The organism is Bacteroidota bacterium, from assembly GCA_041658205.1.
Classification (GTDB): domain Bacteria; phylum Bacteroidota; class Ignavibacteria; order UBA10030; family UBA8401; genus UBA8401.
The window spans coordinates 661884-687498 of record JBBAAO010000001.1; the positions used below are offsets into that span (position 1 = coordinate 661884).

The 25615-nt window shown below is 41.3% G+C and carries 16 protein-coding genes; 12 read left to right on the forward strand and 4 right to left on the reverse strand.

Translation table 11 applies throughout. The annotated features are described in order from the left end of the window. The first annotated feature begins 1 nt into the window (after position 1). From hpnD to WDA22_02720, 5 genes are all read left to right on the forward strand, one after another. Positions 2 to 841, forward strand: coding sequence for a presqualene diphosphate synthase HpnD (gene hpnD / locus WDA22_02700; protein MFA5832364.1), 840 nt, complete (start codon positions 2 to 4; stop codon positions 839 to 841). Continuing rightward, positions 823 to 2202: a hydroxysqualene dehydroxylase HpnE gene (gene hpnE / locus WDA22_02705; protein ID MFA5832365.1), complete on the forward strand. Its 1380-nt coding sequence runs from the start codon at positions 823 to 825 to the stop codon at positions 2200 to 2202. The genes hpnD and hpnE overlap by 19 nt, the downstream gene beginning before the upstream one ends. Positions 2203 to 2205: 3 nt before the next feature. After that, positions 2206 to 3657 (forward strand): peptidylprolyl isomerase, encoded by a 1452-nt coding sequence (locus tag WDA22_02710; protein MFA5832366.1) that lies wholly within the window; start codon positions 2206 to 2208, stop codon positions 3655 to 3657. A gap of 342 nt (positions 3658 to 3999) precedes the next feature. After that, complete coding sequence (locus tag WDA22_02715; GenBank protein MFA5832367.1) at positions 4000 to 6240, forward strand: T9SS type A sorting domain-containing protein; 2241 nt, start codon at positions 4000 to 4002, stop codon at positions 6238 to 6240. Between the two features lie 106 nt (positions 6241 to 6346). Then, complete coding sequence (locus WDA22_02720) at positions 6347 to 8605, forward strand: T9SS type A sorting domain-containing protein (GenBank protein MFA5832368.1); 2259 nt, start codon at positions 6347 to 6349, stop codon at positions 8603 to 8605. 247 nt (positions 8606 to 8852) lie between these two features. Here WDA22_02720 and WDA22_02725 read toward each other — a convergent pair whose 3' ends face one another. Further along, positions 8853 to 10577: an ATP-binding protein gene (locus WDA22_02725; protein MFA5832369.1), complete on the reverse strand. Its 1725-nt coding sequence runs from the start codon at positions 10575 to 10577 to the stop codon at positions 8853 to 8855. Positions 10578 to 10763: 186 nt separating this feature from the next. Here WDA22_02725 and ettA point away from each other — a divergent pair, with 186 nt between their 5' ends. The 7 genes from ettA to WDA22_02760 all read left to right on the forward strand — a co-directional run bounded on the left by ettA (position 10764) and on the right by WDA22_02760 (position 19768). Further along, positions 10764 to 12437 carry an energy-dependent translational throttle protein EttA gene (gene ettA, locus WDA22_02730; GenBank protein MFA5832370.1) on the forward strand — a complete coding sequence of 558 codons (1674 nt, stop codon included), beginning with the start codon at positions 10764 to 10766 and terminating at the stop codon, positions 12435 to 12437. Between the two features lie 130 nt (positions 12438 to 12567). Further along, on the forward strand, positions 12568 to 12792 hold the full coding sequence (locus tag WDA22_02735; protein ID MFA5832371.1) for an addiction module protein: 225 nt from the start codon (positions 12568 to 12570) through the stop codon (positions 12790 to 12792). Further along, positions 12789 to 13085: a type II toxin-antitoxin system RelE/ParE family toxin gene (locus WDA22_02740; protein MFA5832372.1), complete on the forward strand. Its 297-nt coding sequence runs from the start codon at positions 12789 to 12791 to the stop codon at positions 13083 to 13085. Before WDA22_02735 ends, WDA22_02740 begins: the two co-directional genes overlap by 4 nt. Before the next feature lie 149 nt (positions 13086 to 13234). Further along, positions 13235 to 16906 carry a multifunctional oxoglutarate decarboxylase/oxoglutarate dehydrogenase thiamine pyrophosphate-binding subunit/dihydrolipoyllysine-residue succinyltransferase subunit gene (locus WDA22_02745; protein ID MFA5832373.1) on the forward strand — a complete coding sequence of 1224 codons (3672 nt, stop codon included), beginning with the start codon at positions 13235 to 13237 and terminating at the stop codon, positions 16904 to 16906. Positions 16907 to 17092: 186 nt separating this feature from the next. Continuing rightward, positions 17093 to 17536 (forward strand): nucleotidyltransferase, encoded by a 444-nt coding sequence (locus WDA22_02750; protein ID MFA5832374.1) that lies wholly within the window; start codon positions 17093 to 17095, stop codon positions 17534 to 17536. 518 nt (positions 17537 to 18054) lie between these two features. Next, positions 18055 to 19110 (forward strand): PorV/PorQ family protein, encoded by a 1056-nt coding sequence (locus WDA22_02755; protein MFA5832375.1) that lies wholly within the window; start codon positions 18055 to 18057, stop codon positions 19108 to 19110. Between the two features lie 37 nt (positions 19111 to 19147). Further along, positions 19148 to 19768 (forward strand): hypothetical protein, encoded by a 621-nt coding sequence (locus tag WDA22_02760; protein MFA5832376.1) that lies wholly within the window; start codon positions 19148 to 19150, stop codon positions 19766 to 19768. A gap of 21 nt (positions 19769 to 19789) precedes the next feature. Here the strand turns inward: WDA22_02760 and WDA22_02765 are convergent, their stop codons facing one another. The 3 genes from WDA22_02765 to WDA22_02775 all read right to left on the reverse strand — a co-directional run bounded on the left by WDA22_02765 (position 19790) and on the right by WDA22_02775 (position 25595). Beyond that, complete coding sequence (locus WDA22_02765; GenBank protein MFA5832377.1) at positions 19790 to 21994, reverse strand: CHASE2 domain-containing protein; 2205 nt, start codon at positions 21992 to 21994, stop codon at positions 19790 to 19792. Position 21995: 1 nt separating this feature from the next. Further along, on the reverse strand, positions 21996 to 24362 hold the full coding sequence (locus WDA22_02770) for a hypothetical protein (protein ID MFA5832378.1): 2367 nt from the start codon (positions 24360 to 24362) through the stop codon (positions 21996 to 21998). A gap of 141 nt (positions 24363 to 24503) precedes the next feature. After that, positions 24504 to 25595 (reverse strand): FecR family protein, encoded by a 1092-nt coding sequence (locus WDA22_02775; protein MFA5832379.1) that lies wholly within the window; start codon positions 25593 to 25595, stop codon positions 24504 to 24506. Positions 25596 to 25615 lie beyond the last annotated feature (20 nt).

A 25615-nucleotide genomic window follows, 5' to 3' on the forward strand; every position in this document is an offset into this window, starting at 1 on the left:
TATGGAACAGTTACTGACAGTTGAATTTGTTGATAAGAACAAAAGGAGTAATTTCTATTATTCTTTCTTGCTGCTTCCCAAACCAAAGCGGGAAGCGATCAACATTGTTTACGCCTGGTGCCGAGTAGCGGACGATATTGTTGATGAAGAAGAGAGTGTTTCCGCCAAACGGATTCATTTGCTGCAGTGGGCAAAAGAATTTGAACTTGGTTTGGCTGGAACATCCCGGTATCAACTGGTCAACAAACTCTCGCAGATTATTAAACGATTCAAGATTCCGCTTCACCATTTTCATGAGCTGATTAAAGGAATGGAAATGGATCTGGTGAAGACCAGATATGAAACGTTCGATGATCTAAAAATGTATTGTTATCGCGTAGCATCTACCGTTGGATTAATTTGCACAGAAATTTTCGGTTATAAGCATGAAGAAGCAAAAGAGTATGCGGAGAATCTCGGCATTGCCTTGCAATTGACAAATATTTTACGTGATGTTGCTTCGGATGCGAACAAGGGAAGAATATATTTGCCGCAGCGTGATCTTGATTATTTTGGTTATAGTGAAGAGGAATTATTCGCCGGTAAATACAATGTAAAGTTCAAACGATTGATGATGTATCAGGCGGAACGTGCACGATCGTATTTCACCGAAGCCATCAAACACCTTTCCGAAGAGGATAAACCACTCTTCCTCGCCGCACTAATTATGCAGGAAATTTATTTCCGTCTTCTGCAGGATATTGAAAAAGCTGATTACAATGTCTTTACCCGCCGTATTAAAATATCTAATGCGAAAAAACTTCTGATTACAGCAAATGTTTGGTGGAAGCACAGAAAGTAATGACTCCTTCCAGCACTCCCGATGTACTGATTATCGGCGGCGGACTTGCCGGACTTTCAGCAGCCGTTGCCCTCACTTCCCAACGTTATTCAGTTCTTCTTGTTGAACAACGCCAGCGTCTCGGCGGACGAACGTATTCATTTGTTCATCCCGAAACTGGTGACGAAGTCGACAACGGACAGCATCTGATGATGGGATGTTATCACTCAACGCTTAACTATCTTGGGATGATTGACAAATTGTCCCTTGTTGAAATCCAACCAAATCTCTCCATCGTTTTTCGTGATCCCAAAAAATCTTCGTCAAGTCTGAAAACAATTTCACTTCCCGCACCATTCAACGTCCTAGCTGGATTATTGAACTTGGAAACTCTTTCGTTTTCGAACAGACTTGCATTGTTGCGCGTTGGAATATCGCTATTGTTTAAGAATCCTGATACCGATAAACACTTACAATCAATTTCCGTTGCCCAATGGCTTGATGAGTTGAAACAGCCAATTGAGAATAAAAAATATTTGTGGGACATTATTGCCATTGGTGCACTGAACGATTCCACCGATAGAATTTCCGCTTCACTTTTTGTGAAAGTGCTCAAAAGTGCATTCTTTGGAAGCAGGAAGAACTCGTCCATGGTAATACCGAAAAAAGGGTTGAGCTCCGTGTTGGTGGATGGTGCTGTTGAGTATATTCAAAAACGGGGCGGAAAGATTTTGACAAATGTTTCCGTGAAACAAATTTCCATTCGTGCATCGCATCTTGAGAGCGTTACGCTCGAATCGGGTGAAGTGATCAAACCTACAATGGTAATTTCCGCGGTTCCGTATTTCGATATTCCAAAGTTGTTTGGAAATGCTGAATCGATCGGACTGAACAACATCGATAAATTTGTCTCTTCACCCATCATCACTATCCATCTCTGGCTGGATGCCCATTTTATGCAGGAACAATTTGCCGCGCTGCTCGATTCACCTATTCATTGGGTCTTTAACAAATCCAAGATCTATGGGCGGGAAAATGAAGGATTGATGTATCTTGCGTTGGTCGTCAGCGGTGCTCACGATCTTGTAGAGAAAGAAAAAGATGAGATTGTAGAGATTGCTCATTGTGAATTGAAACGCTTTTATCCCACTGCTTCGGTGGCAAAAGTGATTCATTCGTTGATTATTAAGGAAAAACGTGCAACCTTCTCTCCAAAGGTTGGGCTCGATCAGTTTCGTCCCGGCCATCAAACAGCTGTTGACAATCTTTTTCTTGCCGGCGATTGGACCGATACAAAATTACCGGCGACGATTGAAGGAGCAGTGCAAAGCGGATTTGACTGCGCAAACGCAATTGATAAAATATTCATTTCAAAAAGGTGATTTATGAAAAAATTTGTGACCATGGTTTTTTTAATGTTGTATGCATTTCCCGCCTATGCTCAGGTAGAATCTGCAAAACCAATCTATAAAATCGAGACAAAACGGGAAGGGGTTTTGATCGGTTCATTTAACGTTGAACTGTTCCCGCTGATTGCTCCAAAGGCGGTCGCATATTTTGACAGTCTTGTGGCGATAAAATTTTATGATACCACGGCGTTTCATCGTGTTGTGCCCGGATTTGTCATTCAAGGAGGGGACCCGAATTCAAAACATCTTCCGCGGGAAACATGGGGGAATGGAGATCCGAGTCAGACCAATGTTCCGGCTGAATTTAATAATGTCTCGTATCTTCGGGGAATCCTCGGTGCCGCGCGCGATACCGATCCGAACAGTGCCAATTCGCAATTCTTTATCTGTGTGGCCAATGCTACTTCGTTGAATGCGCAATATACGGCATATGGAAAAGTTATTTCCGGTATGAATATTTGTGATTCCATTGTTGCTTCACCGCGTGATGCAAATGACAATCCTTTAAAAAAGATTGATATGTTCGTGACGAAGATCGGCACAAACGATTCAGTCCCGTCAGTTCCCACAATGATTCTGCCACTTAACGATGCAAATCGTATAACGCTCGATTCCAATGTGATCTGGTCGCCGGTGAGTGGAGCCGTATTGTATCATTTGGAGATTGCGACGGATTCTAATTTTACGACAAAAGTATTTTCTACGGAGATTGGCGGTGCATCGTATCGATTGGCGAGTGTGCAATTGGGACTGAAGAAATATTTTTGGCGTGTTTCTGCCAATAATGGTGGACATCGTAGTATTTTTTCTCCTATCCGTTCATTCACTACTGCTGTTTCGATTCCAACGTTGCAATTTCCTGCCAGCGGATCGGTGAATCAACCAGGGAATGTGAAATTAGGATGGAATAAAGTTTCCGGCGCAGTTTCGTACCATGTACACGTTGCCACCTCGGCAAGTTTTTCGCAGACATCAACTGTGTATGATCAAAAGGGAATTACGGACACTACAAAACAGATGTCAGGACTTCTGCTTTCCAAAAAACATTACTGGCGCGTTGCGGCAGAGACTCCGGAATATGAAGGAGCGTTTACATTTCAATTTAATTTTACCACGGGTACTTCAACGGAAGTTGTTCAATCAAATGAGATTGTTTCTCATTTTTCGTTAGGACAAAATTATCCAAATCCCTTTAACCCGACAACCACAATTCAATTCGGCATTCCTTCGAACGGCTCATCGAAACACGTTACGCTGCGGGTCTTTGATGTTTTGGGAAAAGAGATTGCAACACTTGTTGATGAAGTAAAAGAATCGGGAACATACGAAGTGAAATTCGATGCTTCAAAATTAGTTAGCGGCATCTATTTCTATCAATTAAAGACCGGTGAATTTGTCCAGACGAAAAAACTAGTTTTGATGAAATAATCCATTCATCCTCGAACCGTTTGACAAGACGGTCGAGGAGTCTTTTTTGGAAATAAGAATTCTTTTTCATCCCGCATTGATATTTTCATTGCGGGATGTTCATTTTTAAAGCGATTTAGCCACTATTAGAAGGTCTAATTTTCAGAACCACGTGTTTACGTGATTGCAGAAGTTTGGTCAATTAGTTACTTTGCAGTAATTGCTTTACAAATTGGATAATGATATCCATTTTATTGTGTCGAAACGATTAGTTTACTCGCCAGTTTTTTGGCGGGCTAAGCTGTTCCAAAATATCAGATTCCCGAAATCTTTAAGATTTCGGGAATCTATTCTTTTCAAAAAATGAAAACAATCCTCTTCATCTTGCTCTTTTCATTTTCTCTCAACGCGCAAGAGCGCGTACTTCTTCACATCAATCGTAATGGACAGCAGGAAGCGATCCCCCTCAAAAAAGGGGAGCGTGCGCAAGATGTTATCGCACGGATCGAAAATGAGAAATCTCATTTGCTCAATTCCAAAAAACCAAACGGTCTCATCGATACATTAAAATATTATCCTAACGAAGCATCGCTGACAACAAATTTTGGTTTTATTCATCAAGATATTGCTTTGCAGTGGTATACTCCTGCTGCGGGTGGCATTATAAAAGAATTTTGGTGGCGGAATTATGAAAAAGGGGGTACTGTTCGAAAGGCAACAATCCGTGCATGGAAAGTAGATCCTAAAGTTGCAACTCGCCCATCAAGTGTGCTCACAAAACATTTAGGATACTATAAGGATCCCAATGACGGCGATGGACATGTTACACCATTTAAACCTGAAAATGGCGATCAATGGTTTTACAGTAATGGTGGTACTGATTCATCAACGTGGAGATTTGATCCATTGGGGACGGAAGCATCGGGATTTAAAAATGGTTTACAGGTTTTTTTAGATTCCAATCAATGGCAGGGAATTGCATTTGAAGATTATGGCGATACAATTGTGGTTTCATTAGGAGAACTGTTCGGTTTCACAATTTCAAATGAAACAAAGAAAAACGATATATTGATAGAGACAGACGAAAGGATGGAGATTCTTTCGTGGACTAATTTAAATCCTGCACCATATCATTCGTATAAATGGTATGAAAACGGTCGTTCAGCTCCAGGAGTGGATAATGGCTGGCACTTGCGCGGTGATTATGAATGGGGAATGTATGTAGTAATTGATTATTGTACAGATCGACCACCTCGATTTTTTGTCAATCCTGTTTCTACAACTTTCGGTACGTTTCCAGTAAAAGTGACTGCAACAATTGATGGTTGGGGAGGATGTGGAATTCCTTATGAATCGGTTGATTATACTACATTGTTTTATAGGAAAGGATCAGGTGGAATCTTTGATAGTACGTTAATGATACGTGAAAGTTTTCCAAATTATGTTGGAACAATTCCCGGTTTTGATTATGGAGATACTATATTTTTCAAAGTGATTGCTACTGGGAATCGTTCAACAAGAAAATCTTCTCCACTTTACCAATACAGAATTTTCAAACGGTATAATGATCGCCTTTTTGTTCATAATAATGCTCAATATTTCCTTAAGACGGGAGCATTAATCTATACGAGCAGTCCATCGAAATATGATCAATGGTCTGCACCACGTGATGGGACTAAAGAATTGTCAACACTTTATGCTTTGTACGATAATATTTTGATTGCCGATGGTGGTTTTCCTGCTCGAGATGTTTATACAAAACTAAAAGAATGGATTGGAACAGGAAGTTCAACTACAAAGAAAACTCTCTTTTTCACCAGTCAAGATTATGGTTGTTATATTCAACCAGCCTGTGGTGATACAACATTTCCAATAGGTGCTTTTGAAGAAAAATATCTTGGTATTAAAAAGCTCGGTCCTCAAGACCAGGGGCCAACAAACCGTCCAATTAAGATCACTCCTCAGTCTGACACCGTCACGAATTATATTATTAAATATAATGCTGATAGTGCAACAACTCTGTGGTATTATCCATCGTTTGAGCTTGGATTTGCTTCATATCCCGATTTCATGACTCCAACCGCCTCAGCAAAACCGGTTTTTAAAGATGCTTCCGGTCAAAATGTATATGGAATACGAAACGCCGGAACAAACTTTAATACGATGTTTTTTGCACTTGATGTCGGTTCATTACAATTTCGAAGTGATACATCGCTTCATAATTCGGATTATTCAAAAATTACAGATCCTAAATATCGATTACTGGGTGATGTGAATTCTCTTGTTAATGTATTTATGGATGCTGTGACCGATGTGAAAATAGACGAAGCAAAATTACCAGCGGCGTATTCATTACAACAAAACTATCCTAATCCCTTTAATCCATCAACAACAATTGAATATAACATTCCAGTCAAAAGTAGTGTGAATATCTCAATCTATAACACGCTCGGCCAAAATGTAGCAACAATAGTGAACGAGACAAAAGAAGCGGGATCGCACAGCGCAACATTTAACGCGCAATCTCTTGCTAGCGGGGTGTACTTTTATAAAATGTACAGTGGTAATTTTATGAACGTAAAGAAAATGCTATTGATGAAGTAATGTCGGAACGGACAGTTTACCCGCCAGTTTTTTGGCAGGCTAGGCTGTTCCAAAATATCAGAATTCCGAAATCTTTAAGATTTCGGAATTCTATTCTATTCAAAATATGAAAACAATCCTCCTTATTTTGCTCTTTTCATTTTCTCTCAACGCGCAAGAGCGCGTTCTTCTTCATATCGGCCGAAATGGACAACAGGAAGCGATTCCTCTCAAAAAAGGGGAACGTGCCCAAGATGTTATCGCACGGATCGAAAATGAAAAAACTTCAATGATAAGCCCGGACAAATCACTGGGTCTGGTTGATACATTGCGGTATTATCCGAATGAATCATCGTTAACAACAAATTTTGGATGGACTCATCAAGATATTGCTTTACAATGGTATACACCCGCCGCGGGAGGAAGAGTGACGGAATTTTGGTGGCGAAATTATGAAAGAGGAGGAACCATTCGTAAAGCGACTATCCGAGCTTGGCGAGTGGATCCTAAATTAGCCACTCGTCCTTCAAGTGTGCAGACCAAGTTTTTAGGGCACTACAAAGATCCTAATGATGGTGATGGAATGGTGACCCCTTTCAAACCGACAACAGGAAACACCTGGTTCTATGGTAATGGTGGAGCAGACTCGGCCACATGGAATTTTGATCCGTTAGGAACCGAAGTTGCCGGTTGGTATCCCGGGGGTGTCCAACTTACTATTGATTCCAATGTATGGCAAGGTATCAAATTAAAGGATTGGGGAGATTCGATGAACGTAAGGTTGGGGGAATTGTTTGGATTTACAATTTCCAATGACACAAAAAAATCTGATATACTAACACTTAACGATGAGAGAATGGAAATACTTTCTTGGGCTAACGCAAATACACCTCCATATCATTCGTACAAATGGTATGAAACCGGCCGTTTATCCCCCGGCCTTGATAATGGTTGGCATATGCGAGGTGATTACGAATGGGGAATGTATGTTGTGATTGAATATACAACGTGCCGACCCCCTACTTTCAGAATTCTTACCCCTACTTCGTTTAATACTACTCTTTCAACGAAACCGCGTGATCTCTGTTTTGAAATCATCCCAGGAGGCTGCAATGGTTTTTTTGATTCGTTAGAATGTGTTACCGTTTTCTTTAAAAAGGGAAGCCCTGCAAAATATGATTCAATCCAGTTTTGTACATTCATGGAAAAATATTGTTTACAGTTACCGGGAGGTAAACCGGGTGATACTATATATTGGTACATTCGTGCAGTCGATAAGCATGGGAATGTGACACAATTAAGCGTTCGCAGCTATAAAATTTTCAAAAAAACTCAACCTCGATTATTTATCTATAACAATACACAATTTCCCCTTGAAACAGGAACATTAATATACACAAGTAAATTGAACAAATACGATCGCTGGTCTGCACCGTATGATGGAACAGTCGAACTCGATCAACTGTTTTCGTTATTTGATCACGTCATCCTTGCCGATGGATCATTTCCTTCGCGAAATATTTATCAAACGCTAAAAAAATGGCTTGATACAGGAACACCGGAAAACAAAAAGAATCTTTTTTTTACCAGTCAAGACTATGGCTGCTACATCCAACCAATTTGTGCAGATACAACATTTCCTTCAGGATCATTTGAAGAAAAATATCTGGGAATAAAAACACTTGGTCCGCAAGACCAGGGACCAACAAATCGTCCTGTGAAGATCATTCCCCAGGCAGATTCAATCACGAACTATATTATTAAGTATAATGTAGATAGTGCAACAACATTGTGGCATCATCCAACATTTGAACTAGGATTTGCAGCTTATCCGGACTTTATGACGCCAACCGCGTCGGCAAAACCAATTTTCAAGGATGGCTTAGATCAAAATGTTTATGCTGTTAGAAATGCAGGAACGAATTTCAATACAATGTTTATGGCGCTTGATGCCGGTTCGTTACAATTCCGCAGCGATACATCTATAACCAAAGCTACCGATGATCCGAAATATCGTTGGATTGTTGATGTACAGTCTCTTGCAAATGTATTTTTGGATGCTGTAACAGGCGTTCGAATAGAGGAAACAAATGTACCAGCAGTTTTTTCGTTACGACAAAATTATCCCAATCCATTCAATCCATTCACAACAATCGAATATAGTGTTGGAACTCGAAGTGTTGTAACCATTTCTATTTATAATACACTTGGTCAAAAAGTAGCAACGGTTGTGAACGAGACAAAAGATGCGGGATTGCACAATGCAATTTTTAGTGCACAGTTTTTTGCTAGCGGTCTGTATTTTTATGAAATGCGCGCGCACCAAATAGAAGGGAGTCAAGCGGGCAGTTTTGTGAGCGTAAAGAAAATGTTATTGATGAAGTGATGTCGGAACGGTCAGTTTACCCACTATTTTTTTGGTGGGCTAGTATCTGGCAAGAGGGATTGACCATCCGTTCTGCAAAAAAAAACGAAGCCACTTTATAGACGTTGCGACAATGGGACCTCTCTTGTAAAGATCCATTGAAAACATTTGTTTAAAGTAGAAAACCCGAGTTCATCACTCGGGTTTTTGGTTTTTTATTTTTAATCTGGCAGTCACTTTCAAAGTGACGGTCAGCTAATTCTAAATCTTACGCCTGCATCGACGGCAGCATAATGCGGATGGTTGTTCCCTTTCCCATTTCGCTTTCAATTTCGATCTTTCCTTTATGATCGTCAACCACTTTTTTCACGATGGACATTCCGAGACCAGTTCCATGCTTTTTTCCATAAGTAACAAATGGTTCAAAGATTCTCCGTTTGACTTCTTCAGGCATACCTGTTCCCGAATCGATAAATTCGATCTTCACCATTCCGCCAATATCTTCGGTCACGGCTGTTAACGAGCCTCCCTGAGGCATTGCATCGCGTGCATTGCTGGCGATGTTATAAAATACGCGCACCATCTTATCCTGATCGAGCTTTACTTTCCCTCTAAAACTTAATTTCTTTTCCAGTTTGATGTTATTTTTGGTCAAATCTTTTTCAATGAACATTAAAACACCTTCCATCACATCTTCAAACTGCACTTCTTCAATATTCGTCGAGCTGACTCCCTTGCTGAAATCGAGAATTTCTTGAGCCATGTTAACAAAACGATCTACTTGATGAATCATTTCGTCAGCAAGTTTCGAAACTTCCTCGTTTCCACCTTTCTTTTTCATCACCTGCGCATACACGCGCAAGGTTCCCATCGGATTCTTAATATCATGGATGATGGTGCTAGCCATTCTACCCACCGCTGAAAGTCGTTCGCTTTGTACCATCTCCTGTGCAAGACGCGCATTTTCAATCGCAACGGAAGCATGGATGGAGAGAGCATTCAGGAACTCTTCATCGGAAGGGGTAAACGGTCCCCCCTTTTTATTTAACATTTGGAACACACCGATCGTTTTGCCGTCGCGGTTTCGCATTGGCATCGTCAGCATATTGTTCGTTCGATATCCCGATTTTTTATCGACTTCAGGATTAAATCGCGGATCATTGTACGCATCCGGTATGTTGACAATTTCGCCGGTCTTTGCAACATATCCAGCCAGTCCTTTTCCTAACGGCAGACGGATTTCAATCACTTCACTTCCGCGTAATGCTTTGGACCAAATTTCTCCTTTGAGTTCATCAACAACATAAAGCGTTCCGCGGTCTGCAGTGATCGATTTTATTGCTGTTTCTAAAATGATATCGAGAAGTTTCTCTAAGTCGAGAGAGGAGTTGATAGTCTTTGCTGCGTCAATCAGCATATTTAACTTACTGATATGCTGTTTGGAGATTTCTACTGTGCGGTCGAGTTCGTTCACAATTGTCTGATCAGCACTTCGCAATCTTTTTGTAACGCTCTTCAAGATGTTCAACTGAATAATGTTGTTTGACTTCAACATATTGTCGAAATCCTGCTTGCTGATACTAGCGCATGTCGTCTGTTCGACTGCTGTGGTGCGGGCTGATCGAACCTGGTCGTCTAATAATTCCATCTCGCCGAAGAAATCACCTTTGGTCAAGTACGCCAATACTGTTTCAGCACCATACTTTGTCACTTTGGAGATCTTTATTCTGCCGTCCAGAACAAAATAAAGGCGCTCACCGCGCGTATTTTCCTGAAAGATTTGTGTATTCGGTGCAAATTTCTCCTCCTTGCACATTTTCAGGATGGCATTCAAGTTCATATCTGCCACATACTTGAACGCGGAATTGAAACGAAGATTTTCTACTGTAAGAAGTGATTGTTCCATGGTCAATAGTGGAAAAGTGAAGTAATATACTTGCAGAAAATACACAACAGATGTAAGAGAAGCAAGATAACGTGTGCTGAATCTCATACCGTGAAATACAGATGTCAAGGAAGCGTTGTAAGACAACAATAAACAGATGAGAAGGAATATTTTTGTTGTTGAATGGAAAGAGTCATATACACGAAATTGGTTCGATTTCACTTATTTTTTCGGTATATTCATAAGCTATTTTTATATTTTCATCTACATGAGGGCAGTTAGAAAGGAAAACTTTTGAGCGATACGAAGATTATTTTTTCGATGGTTGGTGTTGGCAAAGTACACAAGCCGAATAAACAGGTTTTAAAAGATATTTATTTATCATTTTATTATGGTGCCAAGATAGGTGTGCTGGGATTGAACGGTGCCGGTAAATCCACGTTGTTAAAAATTATTGCAGGTGTCGATACTGATTATCTCGGTACGATCCAATCACAAAAGGGGATTACGTTTGGATATCTTTCGCAGGAACCGGAACTTGATCCGAATAAAACGGTAAAGGAAATTGTTGAAGAAGGCGTTCAGGATACCGTGAATCTTCTTAAGGAATATGAAGCGATCAATGCAAAATTTGCAGAACCTGATGCTGATTTTGATAAACTATTGGAAAAGCAAGGATCGTTGCAAGAAAAGATTGATCAGATCGGTGCATGGGATTTGGACAGCAAACTGGAACAGGCGATGGATGCATTGCGTTGCCCATCCGGAGATGCATCTGTAAAAGTGCTTTCCGGAGGCGAACGTCGTCGTGTTGCGTTATGTAGATTATTGTTACAGGAACCGGACGTATTGCTTCTGGATGAACCGACAAACCATCTTGATGCGGAATCGGTAGCATGGTTAGAACAACATTTAGCGCAGTACAAAGGGACCGTTCTTGCCGTAACGCATGATCGATATTTTTTGGATAATGTAGCTGGATGGATATTGGAACTTGATCGCGGCGAAGGAATTCCGTTTGAAGGAAATTATTCTTCGTGGCTGGAACAAAAATCGAAACGTCTTGAAGTGGAAGAGAAACAAGAATCCAAACGACAGAAAGTGTTGAAAAAAGAGTTGGAATGGGTGAGGATGAATCCAAAAGGACGCCATGCAAAAAGCAAAGCACGTATTTCATCCTATGAACAGATGTTGTCAGAAGAACATGAGAAACGAAATGAAGAGATAGAAATTTTTATTCCGAAAGGACCTCGTCTGGGTGATGTCGTAATCACAGCAGAAGGAGTTGCGAAATCATACGGAGATAATCTTCTCTATGAAAATATGAATTTTGTCCTTCCTCCGGGAGGTATCATTGGTGTTATCGGACCGAACGGTGCGGGAAAAACAACTCTCTTTAGGATGATTACCGGTCAAGAAAAGCCGGATGCCGGGAAAATTATTATTGGTGAAACAGTAAAACTTGCCTATGTTGATCAGAATCGTCCACTTGATCCAAATAAAAATATCTGGGAAGAGATCTCCGGAGGAGAAGAAATTCTTCGATTCGGAACACGCGAAGTAAACTCGCGCGCATATGTCGCTCGATTCAATTTTACCGGCGGCGATCAGCAAAAATTGGTCGGACAGCTTTCCGGCGGTGAGCGAAATCGTGTTCATCTTGCAAAGACAATGAAACAGGAAGCGAATGTTCTGCTGCTTGACGAACCAACGAATGATCTTGATGTGAATACACTTCGTGCGTTGGAAGAAGCATTGGCCGAATTTGCCGGTTGTGCCGTGGTCATCTCCCATGATCGCTGGTTCTTAGATCGTGTTGCTACGCATATTTTGGCGTTTGAAGGGGAGAGTCAGGTTCAGTGGTTTGACGGCAATTATTCGGAATACGAAGAATTCCGCAAGAAGAGGCTTGGAATTGATGCCAGCCAGCCGCATCGTATTCGGTATAAGAAGCTGATGCGTAGTTAGCTGATGTTATCCACCACTTTCATGATGGGTGAACACTCGTTGGTGTATTTTTAGATTTTCTTGAGCGTCAAAAGCCAATTGGCATCCGAAGTATAGTTTTCGTAATTTCGAGCAGGAGGATGATACATACATGACTGTTCAGAGCATTGAAAAACATCTATTAAAATTGGATGCCAGTGAGCGAGCTAAGTTGGCAGGAATTCTTTTGTCAAGTTTGGAAGACCTTTCTGAGAGTGAAAATGAAACATTATGGGCCGAAGAATCATTGAAAAGGCATCATGCTCTCGTAATAGGGAAGGCAAAATCAAAACCCGCATCAGCCGTGTTTAAAAATATTCGTGATAGAATCCGATGATACGTTCGGTTTCAATTCACGAATTAGTTGAGTCAGAGTTGAATGACGCCATAGATTTTTATGAATCGAAAGTAAAAGGATTAGGGTTAACATTCCTTGCTGAAGTTGAAAGAGCTACTAAATTTATTCAACAATTTCCTGAAGCATCACCTCAAATTTTGAATGTAATCCGTAAAAAAGTCATTCGTAATTTTCCTTACAGCATTATGTATTCTATTGTCGGTGACTCTGTCCGAATTTTATCCGTTGCGCATCAAAAACGGCGCCCGTATTATTGGCATAGCAGAAAATAAAAAGTTGTTCCCAAAGTGATTCCCAGAAGCACAATTTGTATCACGCAATTGTGCTTTTTTTTATGGAAATGAGCATCTTTCGTTAATACGTTAAAAATCGTATATTTTACTCCACAATCAGTTCAAAAATGTAATTGTAGAAAGTCTGTATGTCCGCAAATAGTATTTCAGAAAAATTTGAGCAAGTCTTAGAATCATTCGGCCCCAATACAAGTTACGTATGGGATGTATTGCAGCAATATATCGATGATCCTAATTCTGTGAATGAAACGTGGCAGCAATTGTTTGCAGAAGTGGTCGCTTCAGGATCAGTTGACCTTCCCAAAAAATCAGCATCAAAAAAATCTTCTGTTATTCATAGTGAACCTGCTGCCGCACCTTCAACTCATCAAACAGTTCAAGCTCAACCGAAACAACAGCCTAAGACTCAGCCGACACTTGCAGCAGTGCAGAAACAACTTTCTGCGATCAGTGGAGTGGCAGGAAAAATTGTGGATAATATGGAAGCGTCTCTCACGTTGCCAACCGCAACGTCGTTGCGCATCGTTCCGGTGAAAGTGCTGGATGAAAATCGATCATTATTGAACAAATATCTTGGCTCACGTTCACGCGGGAAAGTATCCTATACGCACATTGTTGCATGGGCCATCGTAAAAGCGTTAAAGAAGTATCCGAATATCAACGCATCATTTGCGCGTGTAGAAGGGCTAGCATACCGCGATGAAAAAACTCAGATCAATATCGGTATTGCCGTTGATATGACAAGAAAAGATGGAACGCGTTCGCTTCTTGTTCCAAATATTAAAGATGCTGAGAAGATGAATTTTGCAGAGTTTCTTTCTGCATACGATTCCATTATTGAAAAAGCACGCAAATCAGCACTTGATCCTTCAGATTTTCAATCGACCTCCATTACATTGACTAATCCCGGAACGGTGGGCACCGTTTCATCCACTCCTCGGCTAATGCCGGGTCAAGGCTCTATCATTGCAACCGGAGCTATTGGATACGATGCCGCGCATCAGGGAATGTCTCCGCAAACACTTTCTGCGCTCGGCGTCAGTAAAGTTATGAATATTACCTGCACCTACGATCACCGCGTTATTCAAGGGGCAGAGTCAGGACAATTCTTACAATACATTCACACGCTCTTGAACGGTGACGAAAAATTTTATGATGATCTCTATGCTGATTTACATATCCCGTTCACATCAGTAAAATGGTCCAGCGATGTAACGTCTATTGGATTGGGCGGAGGTTCAAATCAAGAGATCATCGAAAAACAGGCGCGGGTTCAACAATTGGTTAATGCGTATCGTGTTCGCGGGCATTTGATCGCCCATCTTGATCCGCTTGTTGATGAACCGAAAAATCATCCTGAACTCGATCCGAATTACTACGGATTGACCGTGTGGGATCTTGATCGTGAATTCCTTTTCTCGAATAAAGAAGGATATTCAAAAGCAACGCTGCGTGAAATTCTGGATATTCTCTACGCTACGTATTGTGGATCCATCGGCGTTGAGTTCATGAATATTCAAGATCCTGAACAGAAGAAATGGCTTATTCAAAAGATGGAGCCATCAAGAAACCGTCCGCCGCTGCCGCGTGAACGGAAGATTCAATTATTGAAAAAGCTGATCCACGCCGAAGGATTCGAAAATTATATTCACACAAAATTTATCGGACATAAACGCTTCTCATTAGAGGGAGCGGAATCGTTTATGACTATTCTTGATGTTGTGCTGGACGAATTAGCGGATTATGGCGGAGAACGGGCGGTGATTGGTATGGCACATCGCGGACGACTGAATGTCCTTGCCAATACCATCGGTAAATCGCTCGCAAAGATTTTTTCGGAATTTGAAGGAAATGTCGATCCAAAAACAATTCAAGGTTCGGGAGATGTGAAATATCATCTTGGTGCACACGGTATTCATAAGACATTAAATGGCAAAGAGATTACGGTTGAAGTCGCACCGAATCCCAGTCACTTAGAAGCAGTGAATCCTGTGGTTGAAGGAATGGTTCGCGCCATGCAGGATCGTGTAGGTGATTCAGAACGGGAAAAAGCTATTCCAATTCTTGTTCACGGCGATGCAGCATTTGCGGGACAAGGGATTGTTGCTGAAACGTTGAACCTATCGCAATTGAAAGGATATCGCACGGGTGGAACAATCCATATCATCATCAACAATCAAATCGGTTTTACAACATCACCGGATGATGCACGCTCCACACCATATTGTACAGACGTTGCAAAGATGGTCCAATCGCCGATCTTCCATGTGAACGGCGATAATCCTGAGGCATGCGCCCGTGTTGCTTCGCTGGCAATTGCCTACCGTAATCAATTCAAGAAAGATGTTGTGATTGATATGTTCTGCTTCCGTAAATACGGGCATAACGAAGGGGACGAACCAAGCTACACGCAGCCATTGCTTTATAAAAAAATTAAATCGCATCCGACTGTTCATCAAATCTACGGTGAAAGACTCATCTTGGATAAGGAGATGACACGCGAAGAATACGAACAGATACAGCATGATTCCAAAGAGCGATACGAACGCGCGCATGAAGCTTCTCACAGACGTGAGATGCATATGAAGGCGGAGATCGCACTTGCCGTTACACAGGAACAATTGGAGGCAATGCAGCCATTTAAAGAAACTAAAGTTTCCTTTGCTACATTGCGTGAAGTCTCAGAAAGACTCGGCACTGTTCCCGATAACTTTACCGTCAATTCAAAATTGGTAAAAATGCTGGAGCAGCGCCGCAATTTCAACAGTGAAACAAAAATTGATTGGGGATTTGCTGAAGCATTGGCATTTGGTACATTGGTCCACGAAGGAAACGATGTCCGATTGAGTGGTGAAGATGTTGGTCGTGGTACGTTCAGCCATCGGCATGCGATTTTGTATGATGCTAATTCAGCAGAGGAGTACGTTCCACTTCAACATATCCGTGATGGACAAGGGAAAGTGTATGTCTTTGATAGCTTGCTTTCCGAATATGCAATTCTGGGATTTGAATTTGGATACAGCGTCTCCGATCCGTTGTCGCTTGTTATATGGGAGGCACAATTCGGAGATTTTGCAAACGGTGCTCAAGTGATTATCGATCAGTTCATTGCCGCCTCCGAAGCAAAATGGCAGCAGCCGTGTGATCTTGTTCTTTTGTTGCCGCACGGATATGAAGGTCAGGGACCGGAGCACTCCAGTGCGCGATTAGAACGGTATCTCCAGCTGTGTGCTGAAGAAAATATGGCAGTCTGTAACGTTTCAACCCCGGCGCAGTACTTTCATGTGCTTCGCCGACAGATGCGCGATGCGAAGCGGAAACCGCTTATCATGATGACTCCAAAAAGTCTCTTGCGTCATCCGCTGGTTATTTCTTCTCCGACAGAATTTAGCGACGGAAAATTCAATCTTGTAATAGATGACGCACAAGCATTTCCGGAAAAAGTTCAGAGGGTCGTGTTATGTTCCGCAAAAGTTTATTATGATGCTTTGCAGATGCAGCGCGAAAACAAGATTGACAATGTCGCCTTAGTCCGTGTTGAACAGTTTTACCCATATCCGCAGCAGGAATTGAAGGGAATCTTCGCGAAATATAAAAATGCAAATGATATTGTTTGGCTGCAGGAAGAGTCAAAAAATATGGGAGCATGGCATTTCCTTGCTGATAGACTACGCGAAGATGTGTTGTCGCTACAAAAAGTCCGTTATGCAGGACGCGCGGGTTCAGGAAGCACCGCGACCGGTTCATTCAAACGTCATCAAATGGAACAGGAAGAATTGCTCAAAGATGCATTAATGTAGTGTTTGCAATTCAAATAATAAATTCTGATCTTTAAAAACATATGGATACTTTGAACCACATAGACAAAACAAAAGTATCGACTGCTTCTCTTCATGATGAATCCGATGAGAAGGAATATTGGTTGAAACAAACACCCGAAGACCGATTACTCATGGTCGAAACTCTTCGCCAAAGGAATTTTGGCTATGCAGCAACTTCCAAACGACTTCAAAGAATTCTTACGTTTGCTAAATTTCCATAAAGCTGAATATCTCCTTATCGGCGGGTATGCTGTCGGTTATTATGGTTATCCACGCGTGACAGGAGATATCGATATCTGGATCGCAATCAATTCTTCCAACTCGCAAAAAATTTCTCTTGCACTTAAAGATTTTGGATTTACGATTGATACTGATACTGCCCAAAATTTTATGCAAGAGAATAAAATTGTTCGTATGGGTATACCCCCAATGAGAATTGAAATATTTACATCAATTTCCGGTGTTACTTTTGAAGAATGCTTCAGGGAAAAGAATATTGTTGACATTGAAGGCGTGAAAATATCAATGATAAATCTGAAACATCTCCTTTTGAATAAAAAAGCAAGCGGTCGTCATAAAGACCTTAATGATTTGGAAAATCTTTCTTAATGGAACAGGCGGAGGGATGCTATATCAATACTATTTGACGATGAGGCAAAACTATTTCAGGTGATGTAGTTGGGACAAAAGATGTATTACGTTTTAAGGTAAATCTTTGAAAGAAATAGAAAATGTTCCGTGAATCTGTTGAAGATTATTTGGTTTTTTGTAAAAAAGAAAATATAAAACCGGACAAGCCATTTTCTGGAAAACTAGTGCTGCGAATCTCAGTGGAGTTACATCGGAAAAAAACTGTGATAGCGCAGTAGTCTGGAGTAAATATCAATAACTGGATTACTCAACTGTTGAATGTTGTTAACGCTATTTGACATTCCACGAAAAAGCAGTATCTTTGAATAGAACAAAGGAGAAAAAGCACAGAACACTTGTTAGAGATTTTCAATAATAATAATGCATCATTCAATTATTTTCTCTAACAATATCAACCGAATTTCACTCATCTGTTGGCATAAGAGAGGGATTCGGTTTTTTCATTTTATCCGCTTACCGCGGATCTGTGAGGTTGTATGAAAACACGATTTGTAATATTCATTGTAATAGTTCTTCCCATCATTTCGCTTGCCCAGACATTTGGTAAATATTCCGGTGAGTTTATGGCAATCGGCATTGGTGGACGTGCACTTGGAGTCGGAAGTGCATATGCAGCACTGGCAAACGACGTCACTGCAGGATACTGGAATCCGGCAGGACTTGCTCGAATAGAATATCCCCAGATTGCCATATCTCATGACGAGCGCTTCGGTAATCTCATTAATTATGACTATGCTGCTTTTGCTTTTCCATCCGGAGTGAATTCAATTAACTTAGAATCACAGGAGAAGGAGTATAACGCAGAATCATACGCCATCAGTGTTATTCGTCTTGGCGTCGATGGAATTCCTGATACACGAAAAGCGTGGGCGGACAGTAACGGTAACAGTCTCTACGATGAAAATATGAGGCCTGATTACACATCAATCACATTCTTCAATTGGAGTGATTGGGTTGTGTATGGAACATATGCAAAACAATATTCCGAGAATTTTTTCTATGGCGCGAATGTAAAACTGATTCGGCGCAATGCGGGAAGTTTTCATGGAACCGGAATCGGTTTTGATATCGGCGCACAATATCTTGTTTCAGAAAATTTTGTTCTAGGAGCAAATCTTCAGGACGCCACAACGACGCTTGTTTCTTGGAATACCGGTACGAACGAATTAATCTCACCCACATTAAAACTTGGCACAGCATATACTGTGGAAATTTTTGATGGAAGGTGTACTCCCGCTCTTGGAACGGATGTTCGCTTTGAAAACAGAAGATTTTCTGCTATCGCTCATTTTGGTCCTATCAGTTTCGATCCTCAAGTGGGAATTGAATATGATTACAAGAATATTGTCGCCGTAAGGGCCGGATATAATGATATTGGCAACGTAACGCTCGGTGCCGGTATTCATTTGCGAAAACTTGATATTGACTATTCATTTGCCAAGTTTGATGCTGCTGATCAGCTTGGAAATACACATCGCATATCTCTACGAATAACACTCCAGGAAGACAAATACCGTCGTGGCGCGGAATAAGAGGGATCACATTTCGTACTTTGGAAAAGCGTCGTTCATGATCACGAAAGAGCGTCGCGAAATGTTCATTGCAGGGCATAATAAAATTGATAATTTTCTCGCGAGTTCATACAGGATTTCATTAGGATTGGCTATAGCGAGTGCATTCCTCTCTTCCTGTGGTACAACAATACCCGAACCACGTTACGCGGCACCTTCCATAAAAAAACCTTCACAACCGCTATCAGCGGCAAAACAGTTATTACCGGATGGCTGGGCAGATATTACATCCCGTTCAAAACAACCTCAGATCAAACTGTGGCTCGTCAATAGGGATTATTCTGCGACCATGGTATTGCGAGAACTGCTGGCTGATTCTGCAACGCAAAAAAGTCTGCTAAAAGAAGATATGAATCTGATTGCAACGATTTCACTACGCGCTAAACTTCCGGAAAACGATCCGGATTACCGTGTTACACGAGTGCCCGAAATGGTCGATGTGAAACGAAACTTTACGTCCTATGCGTATTCGGAAAAGGGATTGTTGAGACGTGTTCTTCTCTTTAAGAAGCAGAACAGGTTCATGGAAATTGAATTGATACAGGAACAACAGAATGTAGAATTTGATTCTTTAACGGAAGAGCTATATTTGTTTGCAACAAAGATTTATGAACGGTGATGCACGTTCACCGTTCATAAATTATTTGGTTTTTAATTCAAACACGCCGTTCCAATCTTTTGGTGGCGGTTTTTTAAGATATGCCTGAGAACGAAGCAGATAGAGTTGTGAAGGGCCGTCGTCTGAATTGATCTTGAGAGCCGAAAGAAATTCCTCGATCGCTTTTTTGAACTTACGCTCCCGGTAAAATATCAGACCTCGATTGTAGATTTCAATTAATTCCTTTGTCTTTACAGAAATGTTTTTTATTTCTCCGACTAGTTCATATACTCGAATTGGTTTCGTCTTTCCTTTCACAATCAGATAATCAAGCTCACGGCAAAATAGCTCGTCCTTTACCAGTTCCTGAGTCCGTTCACTGATCATCATTCGAGTGCCGTATGTTTTATTGGCACCTTCCATGCGCGAACCGAGATTCACTGCGTCCCCGATTACCGTGTAATCAAATCTGCTGGATCCGCCGACGTTTCCGACGACCATAAAATCGGTATTCACTCCCATACGGACGACAAGCTTCGGTTTCCCTTCATGTTCCCATCGCGCAGCAATTTCTTTCACCTTTTCCTGCATTTGAAGTGCAGCACGGCAGGCATTCATGGCATTGTTCGGCAGCTGCATTGGAGCTCCCCACACTGCCATCACCGCATCGCCGACATACTTATCAAGCGTTCCGTCATTCTTCAGAATAATGTCTGTCATCGCACTCAAATATTCATTCAGAATTCCAACAAGATCCACTGCATCCAGCTTTTCCGAGAAATTAGTGAACGAAGCAATATCGGAGAAGAAAACGGTCAATTCTTTTTTCTCGCCGCCAAGCCGCAATTTTTCCGGATGCGCTATTAATTCATTCACAACAGAAGGGTTCAGATATTGACTGAACATTCCTTTAATCATCGTTTTCTGTTTTCGTTCAGTCAGATATTGGTAAACAGCACTTCCAACATAGTTCAGGATTACCGCGGAAATCGGAGAAACAACCGGAAGCACCAAGTTGTGATGCGAAAATGAATAATAGAAAAGAGTAAGAATGAGGTCGATAAATCCTGCAACAACAAGCACGGCAACAATTTCTATAATAAATGCATATCGTGTTTTAATCAGTTTCAGCCATGTCACTGCCGCGAATGTGAGCATGGAAAGGAAAATAATGAGGAACGTTTCATTCCATACCGAAAGTTTTACAAGATAATTTTGATGGATCAGTGTCTGTAATGCATTGGCGTGAAGTTCAACGCCGTACATTTGGTTTCGCTCACTTGCTCCCGGTTCCGATACCGAAACATTGAACAGATCTTTTGACTCGGCAAAATACGGACCGATTAAAACGATTTTTTCTTTAAATATGCCATTGTGCAACACTCCAATATCCGGGTCGTCGAATCCATTTAATTGAACATGAAATTCACGTTCTTCAATTGTTTCGAATGTAGAGTCGTCAAGAATATCAACGATATCGTACTTGCGAAATGTATTCCCGGCATATCCGTAATAATTGATCAACATAGAAATATCATCGAACTTTGGCACGAGATGATTTCCAATGATAAAATGACCGTTTGTGTTTTCCGCATATGCTGTGGAGCGTAAGTCGATTGCTTTGTTTAAGACGGCAAAAGCAAAGGAGGGAATATATCGTTCCTGATTTGGCATTTTAGCAAACGGCATGTAACGACGATATACCCCGTCAACATCGTTTGGGACGAATACACTTCCGACTGCGCTATCAGCGGAATAAAAAATTGAATGAAAATTTTCATCCTCACGTGTAACCGTTACCCCTTCATCTCGAATCTCCGTTTTGCCCGCTACCACAACATTTTTGTATTGCTGGATTGTCTTATATAATTCATCATCATGATGAGGGCCATTGAGATCGGTCTGTTCAAATGTAAGATCGATGCCGATTGCTTTCACCCCGGCACGATTCAGATTGCGGATTGCGCGGGCATAATAACTGCGCGGGAATGGAAATCTGTCTGGCACGGATGTTTCCGTTTTGTCCGATATTGAGACGATGATAACATCAAGCGATTCCTTGGGAAAAGGAAGGGCGCCTCTTTTTTGGAATGCTCGATCAAGAAAAGTGAGGGAAGTCCTCTCAAAGAAACCAAAATGAAAGATTGGATCTTGTACAAAGAGGATAACGATGAGTGCGATCCCCGTGCTAACAAAGAAACGATTTAACCAAGTGTGCAGCCGCTGTTCCGATTGAGAGGAAGACATATCAAAAATCTATACGATACAACAGACTGATATACGAATCATTCTTAGAGGTTGCTGTTGTTGAAAGTGCAGAAGAAGAATTTGCAATAAATTGATATTGCAACACGGTGATTTGTCGCTGAGTGATATTATATTGTATGCTTGTTTCAAAAACTGTTCGTGCAAGATCGCCAAATGTCGGTGCAAATGTGGCGCTGAGTCGTAAGATATCTTCGTAAATTTTATACCGTCCGCTCAGTGATACCGTTTGATATGAAAGTGAAGATTGTGAGAGCACTCCCAATGAATCTACCTGCGGAAAGTTTAAATTACTAAACGATAAGCCGATAGTACTTTCCAATTTCGGATCGTGAACAGTGCTGATCAATGTCAAAATATTGAATGTTGAAACATCCTGCTCTTTTGGCGTTAAGTCGTTCTTGTCCGATATATCAAGATTTACGGATGCAGTGTGCCGACCCCAATAGGAGAAATCATAAGAACTTTGAAGAAAATATCTCGTCGTTTTATCGTTCACCGCTCTTAAGGCAATTTGCTGTGAAATACTTGTTGAATCAACTGGTTTAGGATTCAGCGGATTGGAATTGGTATTTAATCCATAACCCAAAGTAACATTCGGAAAATCACGGGCGGGATAAAAAGAGATAGCCGTGTTGATCGTCTTATATGTTGTGGTGGCAATTTCAACATTAGCGGTGTTGTTCGTTAATTTTTCAAAGCTACCAGTTAAGAATAGTCTATTATCAAAAAGCCGCAACCGGTCGATGACATTAAATCCCTTAATATCTTTTCGAAGCGATGTTGCACTGGCAGAATTATAATCTTTTCCATGAAAAACGTACGATGCTTTAATGTAATTGCCAAAATAATTAAACGATAATCCGGATTCATACACGAGTGACGTTCCGCCGACGGGGTTGATTGGAATAAGGTTTTCGTTTGGCGTGATGAACAATTTTAAAATCGGGAGGAATTTCTTCAATTGATCACCGTCGCTCTGCGAAAATGTCCCTTTTTTAATTGCGGCATCAATGCTGTCTTTATTGAATTCCGGAACTGAGATATCCACATTATTTAAACTGACCGCCGTTTGTGCTGTCAATTCAATTCTCCGGTCATCGAGTGCTATTAAAATATCCGAACCAAAGACAACACTTTCTTGCGGACGAACTACGATTGTTTTCGTTGCATCGAATGCATCTTTTGCTTTCATGTAGGTGAAGCCCCACTGGAACTTTTCTCCTTTGCCAAAACTTGGACGAACAATCATCATATCTCGTTTCAGTGTTGATGGCGTTCCGTTGAAATCGACCCGTCGAAGAAGTTCGCCGTTCGCTACATTCATGTTAAATCCGCCCAACAGAAGGTCAAGCGTATAACCGCGTACTCTCCTGCCATCCATTATAGAGTAGGGATATTTTGGATAGGCATCTCCGAGTCCGAGCTTTGCATATCGAGCATCGATTCCTAAATAATATCTATTCTGCGGCTGGTTTTCCGGTTTTTCTTCCGATGTAATAGTCAATTGGGCATTTGTGCGAAGGAATTTGGCATATGATCCATAAGCACGGGCATCCAATCGGTTATATGTTTTTTTAGTTCCTTTGATACTTTCATTGCGCGATTCGGCTTGAGCATTTCCGTTTCCTTGGAATGCACTTTCAATCTCTTCTGCTTGTTGTTCAGTTACAACCGCGAATCCGCGTCTTACTGTTGAAAGCTCTTTTCCACTCATATCGAATGTTGTAATAGAAAGATTAGCACCGCCGCTAATCGCTGCTGCCGGAATTGCATCGCTTGGAACAATTAACAGATCATCATACAAGACCATGCTTCCCGAAAGGTCGATACCATTCAATTGGATCTTCGTTTTCGATTTATCGATCGTTGTATCAGCATACACAAACGAGATGGAAATGTATGTTTCGCCTTCTTTCACTTGTTCGCCCTCATCCGGACTCAAAATGATGATCTCAGGTTCACTTTCGGTGATAGGACTTACCGTGATCCTTGTCGGATTCACCTGCGGATTCTCCAAAGGAAATGATTCCACAATACCATTCTGTGTTGTGGCAACAATGTAAATTTCAATAAACGGTGCCATAACATCCGCCGATGGAATCTCTGCAACTGCTGAATCACGCATCATCTGCATTTCCTGAGAACGGAATTCCGACTGGCCAAACTGGCGATAATACAGGACGATTCGCGAAAGTTCAGATGATTGCTGCAATTCCACTGAAAGGGAGATTGGCTGACGTTCAACGACAGTTAATGGACGAATTCCTTTAAGATATGTATTAATCTGAGCCGCAAGCGGCAACGTGCACAAAAGGAAAAAAAGAAAGAAGCGAGAGATAGATTTCATTGAGAATAATTGGTTGGGAAAAGAAATCGCTTGCAATCTATCAAATGTGTGAAAGAGTTGCAAGCGTAGGGATTGAAATTGGGTAAAAAAAATGTCCGACACCGGTGTTGTGTCGGACATTCAAAACATGTAAATGATGTGTTATTTAAATTCGATAATCATCGTTTTTCGTTTACCGGTCGGATCAGTAAACGGTACCTTTAATTCATTTTTTTGTCCGGCTTGGATAGGTAAGCTAAGAGGATTTGTTTCCGGAGATGCCGCTGGTGCGCTGAACTCCGATCCGTCTTTTAGTCTTAAGACAGCATAGACAGAAATACTTGGCGCAAATACATCGGCAGCCGGGATTGTGAATTTTGTTACCCGTTCGTTGAATTGTGTCTTCAGAAACTTGAACACTTGATCCTGTTTTGGCCGATAATACAATGTGAGATCAGTCGTTGATTTTTTCAACGAATCGAGTGTAATAGAGGCCTGTGTCAATTCAACGGATACCACAAGATCTTGATTCTCTTTTCCAACAGAAGCATTTATTGCTAAACCAAGTGTAATTCCAGCCGATGAAGTTGACGAATCGGGAGTAGTTGTCCCCCCTTGATTGCTTCCTTCGGATTTTGTGCTGTCAGTTGTTCCCTGATTCATCAGACGTCGGTCTTCTTTTGAAGATTCCTCAACTTTAATTGATCCGTCCGACATCGAATATGCCGTCTGTCCTGCTTTTACATTGAGGATTGTATTTGAAATAAGGTTCTTAAAATCAATATTCCCGGTCCCAAGAATAAGTACATCGTTGCTATCTTGTCCGGCAATCAGCAATCCAGCAGTACCTCGGATAGAAGCAACAGATGTTGGTGTGGAGAATTCGAATTTTTCGTTAGGGCGTTTCTTCACCTGAAATCCAACTTCGCCTCGCTGTAAATAGACATTCTTTGAGAATTGACCCTTTTCAATTTCTCCGCTAATGGTTACTTCTGATTTTTCTTGAACACGGATAATAGAGTTCTCTAGGAATTTTACGATCGCAAAAGAATTTTCTTGCGTTCGTATAACGTCACCCGTTGTGAGCGGGGTGGCAGCTTTCGCTTTTGTCCAATCCTTTTCTCCCGTTTTGTAATCAACAACGCCAACCGGTTTAAAGATTGTCGCCACCGCTTTTTTCTTCTGTGCCGGTGACAACCCAACGACCACGCAAGAGAGGAAGAGAATAGTGAATATGGAGATAGTCTGCTTCATAATTTTTCCTTTCATCCCCC

Excerpts from the sequence above, each read along its gene's own strand:
- WDA22_02765 (MFA5832377.1), bottom strand. The coding sequence starts at position 21,994 with ATGTCTTCCTCTCAATCGGAACAGCGGCTGCACACTTGGTTAAATCGT.
- hpnD (MFA5832364.1), top strand. The coding sequence starts at position 2 with ATGGAACAGTTACTGACAGTTGAATTTGTTGATAAGAACAAAAGGAGT.
- WDA22_02760 (MFA5832376.1), top strand. The coding sequence starts at position 19,148 with ATGATCACGAAAGAGCGTCGCGAAATGTTCATTGCAGGGCATAATAAA.
- WDA22_02745 (MFA5832373.1), top strand. The coding sequence starts at position 13,235 with ATGTCCGCAAATAGTATTTCAGAAAAATTTGAGCAAGTCTTAGAATCA.
- WDA22_02715 (MFA5832367.1), top strand. The coding sequence starts at position 4,000 with ATGAAAACAATCCTCTTCATCTTGCTCTTTTCATTTTCTCTCAACGCG.
- WDA22_02740 (MFA5832372.1), top strand. The coding sequence starts at position 12,789 with ATGATACGTTCGGTTTCAATTCACGAATTAGTTGAGTCAGAGTTGAAT.
- WDA22_02720 (MFA5832368.1), top strand. The coding sequence starts at position 6,347 with ATGAAAACAATCCTCCTTATTTTGCTCTTTTCATTTTCTCTCAACGCG.
- WDA22_02735 (MFA5832371.1), top strand. The coding sequence starts at position 12,568 with ATGACTGTTCAGAGCATTGAAAAACATCTATTAAAATTGGATGCCAGT.
- WDA22_02775 (MFA5832379.1), bottom strand. The coding sequence starts at position 25,595 with ATGAAGCAGACTATCTCCATATTCACTATTCTCTTCCTCTCTTGCGTG.
- WDA22_02710 (MFA5832366.1), top strand. The coding sequence starts at position 2,206 with ATGAAAAAATTTGTGACCATGGTTTTTTTAATGTTGTATGCATTTCCC.
- WDA22_02750 (MFA5832374.1), top strand. The coding sequence starts at position 17,093 with ATGCAGCAACTTCCAAACGACTTCAAAGAATTCTTACGTTTGCTAAAT.
- WDA22_02755 (MFA5832375.1), top strand. The coding sequence starts at position 18,055 with ATGAAAACACGATTTGTAATATTCATTGTAATAGTTCTTCCCATCATT.
- WDA22_02725 (MFA5832369.1), bottom strand. The coding sequence starts at position 10,577 with ATGAGATTCAGCACACGTTATCTTGCTTCTCTTACATCTGTTGTGTAT.
- WDA22_02770 (MFA5832378.1), bottom strand. The coding sequence starts at position 24,362 with ATGAAATCTATCTCTCGCTTCTTTCTTTTTTTCCTTTTGTGCACGTTG.